Annotated in this window: 5 protein-coding genes, 1 tRNA gene and 2 pseudogenes; all 8 read left to right on the top strand. The window is 71.3% G+C overall.

What is annotated here, in order from left to right; genetic code table 11:
• The first annotated feature begins 39 nt into the window (after window positions 1-39).
• The gene (locus J1M41_RS08195; RefSeq protein WP_206451532.1) at window positions 40-1881 is read left to right on the top strand and encodes an ABC-F family ATP-binding cassette domain-containing protein; all 1842 of its coding nucleotides are present in this window, start codon (window positions 40-42) and stop codon (window positions 1879-1881) included.
• A 141-nt stretch (window positions 1882-2022) separates the two neighbouring features.
• Window positions 2023-3516, top strand: coding sequence for a sugar transferase (locus J1M41_RS08190; RefSeq protein WP_342214087.1), 1494 nt, complete (start codon window positions 2023-2025; stop codon window positions 3514-3516).
• Between the two features lie 64 nt (window positions 3517-3580).
• Window positions 3581-3652, top strand: a tRNA-Gln gene (locus J1M41_RS08185).
• 37 nt (window positions 3653-3689) lie between these two features.
• Window positions 3690-5183, top strand: coding sequence for a bifunctional UDP-N-acetylglucosamine diphosphorylase/glucosamine-1-phosphate N-acetyltransferase GlmU (glmU, locus tag J1M41_RS08180; RefSeq protein WP_192592998.1), 1494 nt, complete (start codon window positions 3690-3692; stop codon window positions 5181-5183).
• A gap of 111 nt (window positions 5184-5294) precedes the next feature.
• A complete protein-coding gene (locus J1M41_RS08175) occupies window positions 5295-6275 on the top strand; it encodes a ribose-phosphate diphosphokinase (RefSeq protein ID WP_036340441.1) in 981 nt (326 codons plus the stop codon).
• 2 nt (window positions 6276-6277) lie between these two features.
• Window positions 6278-7024, top strand: coding sequence for a signal peptidase I (lepB, locus tag J1M41_RS08170; protein ID WP_206451531.1), 747 nt, complete (start codon window positions 6278-6280; stop codon window positions 7022-7024).
• Window positions 7025-7228: 204 nt separating this feature from the next.
• Window positions 7229-8154: pseudogene (locus J1M41_RS08165) on the top strand (IS3 family transposase); the annotation flags it as partial.
• Between the two features lie 55 nt (window positions 8155-8209).
• Window positions 8210-8390: pseudogene (locus tag J1M41_RS08160) on the top strand (IS30 family transposase); the annotation flags it as partial.

Here is an 8390-nt window from a genome sequence, read left to right as displayed (position 1 = left end):
CGACCACCCCTCCTCCGTCCGGAAAGGACCACCTCCTCCATGGCCCACCTGCTCGGCGCCGAGAACATCGGCATCGCCTTCGGAACCCGCACCGTCCTCGAGGGCCTCTCCCTCGGCGTGGATGAGGGGGACCGGATCGGACTCGTGGGCCGCAACGGCGACGGCAAGTCCACGCTCATGCGCATCCTCGCCGGCCTCCAGGAACCCGACACGGGCCGCGTCACCCGCCGCGGCGGCGTCCGCGTGGGCGTGCTGGACCAGCAGGACCGGCTCGACCCGGAGCACACTGTGCGTCAGGCCGTGGTCGGGGACGTGGACGACCACGTGTGGGCCTCAGACCCCAAGGCCCGGGACGTCCTGGGCGGACTCCTCGACGGCTTCGACCTGGAGCAGTCCGTGCGGGGCCTCTCCGGCGGCCAGCGCCGTCGCGTCGCCCTGGCCCGTCTGCTCGCCGGGGACGACGACGTCCTCTTCCTCGACGAGCCCACCAACCACCTGGACGTCGAGGGCGTCGCGTGGCTCGCCCGCCACCTGACGCAGCGCTGGCGCCCCACCGACGGCGGCCTCGTGGTGGTCACCCACGACCGGTGGTTCCTCGACGAGGTCTGCACGCGCACGTGGGAGGTGCACGACGCCACGGTGGACCCGTTCGACGGCGGCTACGCGGCGTGGGTGCTCGCGCGCGCGGAGCGCTCCCGGCAGGCGGCGGTGACGGAGCAGAAGCGTCAGCAGCTCGTGAAGAAGGAGCTCGCCTGGCTGCGCCGTGGCGCCCCGGCGCGCACGTCCAAGCCGAAGTTCCGCATCGAGGCGGCCAACGCCATCATCGAGGACGTCCCCGCCCCGCGCGACTCGGTGTCCCTGGCGAAGATGGCCACGGCCCGGCTCGGCAAGGACGTCCTCGACCTCGAGCACGTGAGCCTGACGCTGGGGGAGAAGCCGATCCTCGACGACGTCACCCTGCGCCTGGCGCCCGGCGAGCGGCTCGGCGTGGTCGGCGTCAACGGTGCGGGCAAGTCGACCCTGCTGCGCCTGCTCGACGGCCGCATCGCTCCGGACTCGGGGCGGGTGAAGCGCGGCAAGACGGTGGTCTCGGCCACCCTCACCCAGGACGTGAAGGAGCTCGACAACGTCGCCCACCTGCGCGTCGCCGAAGTCATGGCCCGCGAAGGCTCGTCCTTCCAGGTCGGTGACCGCGAGATGTCCTCCGGCCAGCTGCTCGAGATGCTCGGCTTCGGCACCTCCCGGCAGTGGACTCAGGTCTCGGAGCTCTCGGGCGGCGAGCGCCGGCGCCTGCAGCTGCTGCGCCTGCTCGTGGGCGAGCCCAACGTCCTCATGCTGGACGAGCCGACCAACGACCTGGACACGGACACCCTGGCCGCCGTCGAGGACGTGCTCGACGGGTGGCCGGGGACCCTCGTGGTGGTCTCCCATGACCGTTACCTGCTCGAGCGCGTCACCGACCACCAGGTCGCCCTGCTCGGGGACGGCAAGGTCCGCGGCCTGCCCGGCGGGGTGGACCAGTACCTCGAGCTGCGCGCCGCGATGGACGACGCCGGCGGCCCGGCCCGGGGAGCCGGCGCAGCTCGGGGCCGCAACGACGTCGTCGGGACGTGCGCGGGCATGGGCGGGCCGGAGGAGGACACCGGGCCCACCGAGGCGGAGCGTCGGCTGGCCCGCAAGGAGATGGCCCGGCTCGAGAAGCAGATGACCCGGCTCCGGGACCGGAGGTCCGGCCTCGAGGCGCGGATGGCCGAGCTGGGGCAGGCGCAGGACTTCGACGCCCTCACCGCGGCCTCCGCCGACCTGAAGGACCTCGACGCGCAGCTGGACGTCCTGGAGGAGGAGTGGCTGCAGGCCGCTGAACTCGCCGAAGGGGACTGACGGGCGGGCGCGCACAGGAGAGTGCGGCAGGTCGCACAGCCGGCGACTGTTTCCGTCCTATAATCGGGGGCCGGGGCACGGCACCATGCCCGGCCCACATGACGTGGACCATCCCCCCGCGTCAGGACGGAGGAGCAGAGCGTGTTCGCGAGCCCCGGTGACGAGTCGACCACGCTTCGCATGGGCTCGACCGCCCGCGGTCGTGTCCTGGGCCGGCCCTGGGAGCGAGGCCTTCCGCGACTCGTCCTGGTCGTGGACGTGGTCGCGGTCCTGCTCGCCACCTTCGTGTCGGCCCAGCTCCGCTTCGGCGGACCGCGGCGCACCACCCTCCCGGGCGCCGCACTCGTCGACTACAGCGTCATCAGCCTCGCGCTGAGCGCGGCCTGGGTGCTCGCGCTGACCATCCAAGGCTCCCGGGACATCCGGATCTTGGGGGTGGGCACCGAGGAGTACAAGCGGGTCCTGCAGGGCACCCTCTACCTCTTCGGCACCGTCGCGATCCTCGCCTATGCGGCAGGTCTCGAAGTGGCGCGCGGCTACGTGGGCCTGGCTCTGCCGCTGGGCGTGCTCCTGCTCCTGCTGGGCCGGTTCCTCGTGCGCGGGTGGGTGGCGCGGCAGCGACACCGCGGCAGGTTCCGGCGGCGGCTCCTGCTCGTCGGCGGCCCGAAGGCCGTCCGGCACATCTTCGAGGCCCTCGACTCCGAGGCCGGCGCCGGCTACGCCCCCGTGGCCGCGGCCCTCCCCGGATACAAGGCCCGGCGGGAGGACTACCTCCCGATACCGGTCTCCACGGACCTGGACACCGTGGAGGACGTGGTCGCCCTCGTCGAGGAGCGCGACGTCGAAGCCGTGGTGATCACCTCGGGCCACCCGTTCGTCCCCTCGGACGTCCGCCGGCTCGGCTGGGAGCTGCAGGAGCGCGGCGTCTCCCTGATCATGGCGCCCGCGCTCGTGGACGTCGCCGGACCCCGCCTCCACACGCAGCCCCTCGCGGGCCTGCCGCTCATCCACCTCTCCACCCCGCGCCTCTCCGAGGGCAAGGCGTTCGCCAAGCGGGCGTTCGACGTCGTCGCGTCGGGGCTGGGCCTGATCGCCATCTCGCCGCTGCTGATCGCCGTCGCGATCGCGGTCAAGGCCACGGACGGCGGGCCGGTGCTGTTCCGGCAGGAGCGCATCGGTCTCGGCGGCAGGCCGTTCACCATGCTCAAGTTCCGTTCCATGGTGGTGGATGCCGAGGAGATCCGGCAGCGGCTCGTCTCAGACGGCGGGGATGCGGACGTGCTGTTCAAAATGAAGGACGACCCGCGCATCACCCGGGTCGGCAAGCTCATCCGCCGCACCAGCATCGACGAGCTGCCCCAGCTCGTGAACGTGCTGCGGGGGGACATGTCCCTCGTGGGCCCGCGGCCCCACCTGCCGCACGAGGTCGAGGCCTACGAGCAGTACGTGCACCGCCGCTTCCTGGTGCAGCCCGGCATCACGGGGCTGTGGCAGGTCTCCGGCCGGTCCGACCTCCCGTGGGAGGAGGCGGTCCGCCTGGACCTCTACTACGTGGAGAACTGGTCCATCCTGGGCGACCTCGTGATCCTGGGGCGGACCGTCAAGGCCGTGATCGCCGCCGACGGCGCCTATTGACCCCGGATCCGCGCGACCCGTGTGGAAGAATGGGCCGTCGTCGCCGCCCCCTGGGGTCCGGCGCTCCGCCCTGGTGTAATGGCAGCACGCCGGCCTTTGGAGCCGTGCGGTCTAGGTTCGAATCCTAGGGGCGGAACCCCCGTCCGCTGACCCCCACCGGTGCAGGAGCCCCCATGTCCCAGCCGTCCGCCCGTCCCTCCGCCGTGATCGTCCTGGCCGCGGGCCAGGGCACCCGCATGAAGTCGACGACGCCGAAGATCATGCATGCGATCGGGGGGCGCTCCCTCGTGGGCCACGCGCTCGCGGCGGCCTGGTCGCTCGCGCCGGAGCACCTCGTGGCCGTGGTCCGGCACGAGCGGGCCCGCGTGGCCGAGCACCTCGAGACGGTGGCGGCCCAGCTGGGCATCGACGCGCTGGCGATCGCCGACCAGGACGACGTGCCGGGCACCGGCCGCGCCGTCGAGCTGGGCCTGGCCGCCCTGCCCGCGGACATCGAGGGCACCGTCGTGGTGACCTACGGCGACGTCCCGCTGCTGACCCCGGAGACGCTCGCCCGCCTCGTCGCGGACCACGAGGCGGACGGCAACGCCGTCACCGTGCTCACCGCCACCCTCGAGGACGCCACGGGCTACGGCCGCATCGTCCGCGACGCCGAGGGCCTCGTGGAGCGGATCATGGAGCACAAGGACGCCCTCGCCCACGCCGAGTCCACGGGGGACGACTCCTTCGTGGCGATCCGCGAGGTCAACTCCGGCATCTACGCCTTCGACGCTGCCCTGCTGCGCCGCACCCTGCCGGAGATCTCCACGGACAACGTGCAGGGCGAGAAGTACCTCACGGACGTGCTCGGCATGGCCCGCGCCGAGGGCGGCCGTGTCGCCTCGGTGGGCACGGACGACGTGTGGGAGGTCGAGGGCGCCAATGACCGCCGTCAGCTCTCCGACCTGGGCCGCCAGCTCAACGACCGCGTGCTGCGCGGCTGGATGAAGGAGGGTGTCACGGTCGTCGACCCGTCCTCCACGTGGGTGGACGTCACCGTCTCCCTCGCCTCGGACGTCACGCTCAAGCCCGGCACCCAGCTGCATGGGGCGACGTCGGTGGCCACGGGCGCCGTCGTCGGCCCGGACTCCACCCTCACGGACACGCAGGTGGGGGAGGGCGCCGTGGTGAAGCGCACCGACGCCACGGAGGCCGTGATCGGCGCGGGCGCGACCGTCGGCCCGTTCACCTACCTGCGCCCGGGCACGGTGCTGGGGGAGGACGGCAAGATCGGCGCGTTCTACGAGACCAAGAACGTGACCGTGGGCCGCGGCGCCAAGCTCTCCCACCTGGGCTACGCCGGGGACGCCGAGATCGGCGAGTACACCAACATCGGCTGCGGCAACATCACCGCCAACTACGACGGCGTCGCCAAGCACCGCACCGTGATCGGGGCCCACGTGCGCACCGGCTCGAACACGGTGTTCACGGCCCCGGTCTCGGTGGGCGACGGCGCCTACACCGGTGCCGGCGCGGTGGTCCGCGACGACGTCCCGGCCGGCGCCCTGGCGCTGAACGCCGTGGCGCAGCGCACCATCGAGGGCTGGGTGCCCGCCAAGCGCCCCGGCAGCACGTCCGCGCAGGCCGCTGAGGCGGCCGGGGCGACGGTCGCGGACGCCGAGTGCTGATCCCTCGCGCCCTAGGATGGGTGCGAGGACCGGGCCGCCCCGGGCGGCCGACACCGACGCCGGACGCCGTCGGTCCTGGAACGCGAGACCACGAAGGATGTTGAGGACGTCATGACGGAGCTGAGCCGCAGCGAGGACAAGCGACTGGTGCTGGCCACGGGCCGCGCCCACCCCGAGCTCGCGCAGGAGATCGCCGAGGAGCTGGGCACCGAGCTGCTCCCCATGAGCGCCTACGACTTCGCCAACGGCGAGATCTACGTGCGCTCGGGCGAGTCGGTGCGCGGCAAGGACGTGTTCATCATCCAGTCGCACCCGGCGCCGCTGAACAACCACCTCATGGAGCAGCTGATCATGGTGGACTCCATGAAGCGCGCCTCCGCCCGCCGCATCACAGTGGTCTCGCCGTTCTACCCATACGCCCGCCAGGACAAGAAGGGCCGCGGCCGCGAGCCGATCTCGGCCCGCCTCGTGGCGGACCTGTACAAGACCGCCGGCGCCTCCCGCGTGATGAGCGTGGACCTGCACACCGCCCAGATCCAGGGCTTCTTCGACGGCCCGGTGGACCACCTGTTCGCCATCCCGCTGCTGGCGGACCACATCCGCTCCAGCGTGGAGGGCGAGGAGGTCACGGTGGTCTCCCCGGACACCGGTCGCGTGCGCGTGGCGGAGCAGTGGGCGGACCGCCTGGGCGGCGTGCCGCTGGGCTTCGTGCACAAGAGCCGGGACCTCACCGTTCCGAACAAGGCCGAGTCCAAGACCGTGGTCGGGGACGTCGAGGGCCGCGTCTGCGTGCTGATCGACGACATGATCGACACCGGCGGCACCATCGCCGGCGCCGTGCAGATCCTCAAGGACGCCGGCGCCAAGGACGTCATCATCGCCGCCACGCACCCGGTGTTCTCGGACCCGGCCGCCCAGCGTCTCGGCGAGTGCGGCGCCCGTGAGGTCGTGGTGACCAACACCCTGCCCATCCCGGAGGAGAAGCGCTTCGAGACCCTCACCGTGCTCTCGATCGCCCCGCTGATCGCCCGCGCGATCCGCGAGGTCTTCGAGGACGGCTCGGTCACCAGCCTGTTCGACGGCGTCGCCTGACCATGGCCGAGCGCGTCGAGCCGGCCCACGGGGAAGACGGCGGCGCGGTGGCCGCGCCGCAGCCTCACCGTCCGCGCCTGCCGTTCTGGGCCTCCCTGCTGCTGAACGTGGTGGTGGCCCTCGCGGTCGTCGCCGTGGTGCAGGCCCTGTGGGTGAAGGTGTACTCGGTGCCGTCCGGCTCGATGGAGAACACCCTCGAGGTGGGGGACCGCATGCTGGTCAACCGCACCGCCTACCCGGACGGGGCGGCCGACGCCCAGGACGTGGTGGTCTTCACGGCCAACGAGGACTGGGCGCACCCCATGCCACCGGAGGGGGCCGTGGAGAACGCCGTCCGCACGTTCGGCGACCTCACCGGCATCGGCCGCTCGCACGAGCAGGCCCTGGTCAAGCGCGTGATCGGCACCGCGGGGCAGACCGTGGAGTGCTGCACCGCCGAGGGCGCGGTGACGGTGGACGGGGAGCCCCTGGACGAGCCGTACATCCACAACGACCTGCCGTTCCTCCGGGACGAGCTGGACTGCGAGTCCGAGGTGATCTCCGCGCGCTGCTTCGGCCCGGTCACCGTGCCGGAGGACTCGATGCTCGTGCTCGGCGACCACCGCTCCAACTCGGCCGACTCCGTGATCGCGTGCCGCGGCATCCCCGCCGACCAGGCCGGGGACTGCGCGCGCTTCGTCACCCGCGAGGACATCGTGGGCGAGGTCTTCGTGACGGTGTGGCCGCCCACGCACTGGGGCGGGCACTGACACCCGCAAGTGGTTGAAATCCAGCGAAAGGGCGCCGATATAGTGGATCTTCATCGGTTGAGGGGCATGACGAAACCGCGCCAGAGGGGGCTTGACCCCGGTTCTTGGACACGCTGAATCCAGCACCTGCTGGGGAAGCGAGATGATCCAGGAATCATGGCCAGGAAGAACTAATCCGAGGAGTTCCGTCGTCAGGCCGTCGACTTGTACGAGTCCACCCCGGGCGCCACGGTCCGCGGCATCGCCGAGGATCTCGGCATCGTGCGCGGCACGCTGCGGCACTGGCTCGAGGTCTACGGGACCGGCAAGAAGACCGCCGCTGACGGGACATTGACCTCCAGCCCACTGCAGTCCAAGCCGTCGCCGACAAGCCCTACGGGTCCCGCCGGTGAGACGCCTGAGCAGAAGATCGCCCGGCTCGAGGCCCGGGTCAACGAGCTCGAGGTCGAGACGACGAAGCTGACCACCGAGCGGGAGATCCTCCAGCGGGCGGCCAAGTATTTCGCTGGGGAGACGGGCTGGTGAGTCGCTTCCAGTTCGTCGCCGACAACTCCGCCACCTTCGAGGTGAAGCGACTGTGTGAGCTCGTCGAGATCGAGCGCTCGTCCTACTACGCCTGGCTCAAGGCTGCCCCGGCCCGAGAAGCCAGGGCAGCTGACGACGCGGCGCTGGCAGAGCGGATCAGGGCTGTCCATGCCGAGGACAACACCCAGGGTGCGCCACGGATCACCGCCGAGCTCAACGACAGCGCGCCTGCCGGTGAGCGGGTAAACCACAAGCGCGTCGCCAGGGTGATGCGGCTGCAAGGAATCCGGGGCTATGTGAAGAAGCGGCGGGTGCGGACCACGATCCCCGAACCGTCTGGCCAGAAGTACCCCGACCTGCTCAAGCGCGACTTCACCGCCCCGGCGCCAGGGCTGCGCTACGTCGGCGACATCACCTATCTGCCGATCGCCGACGGCACGAACCTCTACCTGGCGACCGTGATCGACTGCTACAGCCGTCGGCTTGTCGGGTGGGCCATCGCTGACCACATGCGTACCGAGCTCGTCGAGGACGCGTTGAAGGCCGCCGCCGCAACCCGGGGCACCCTCAAGGGCAGCGTATTTCACAGCGACCACGGGTCGGTCGGTGGATTCAATCGGTCGTCGCAACACCCTCTCGGAATCACTGGAGGTATGGGCGATGGCAAGCAAGGACTGGGCGAGGAAGATCAGTGACGTGCCCGAGGGGACACGTCGGCAGTGGAGAGCGGATCGGGCCTTGCGGGCCCCGATGCGCTCTCCTGGCAGGCCGCAGCCCTCACGGGAGGTCCAACGCCAGTTCTGGCGTGTGATCGCCACCGGCGTCACCACGGTCGAGGCAT

It is taken from the genome of Micrococcus sp. KRD096 (assembly GCF_017168495.1).
GTDB classification, from domain to species: domain Bacteria; phylum Actinomycetota; class Actinomycetes; order Actinomycetales; family Micrococcaceae; genus Micrococcus; species Micrococcus luteus.
This window is presented reverse-complemented; position numbering and strand designations above follow the sequence as displayed.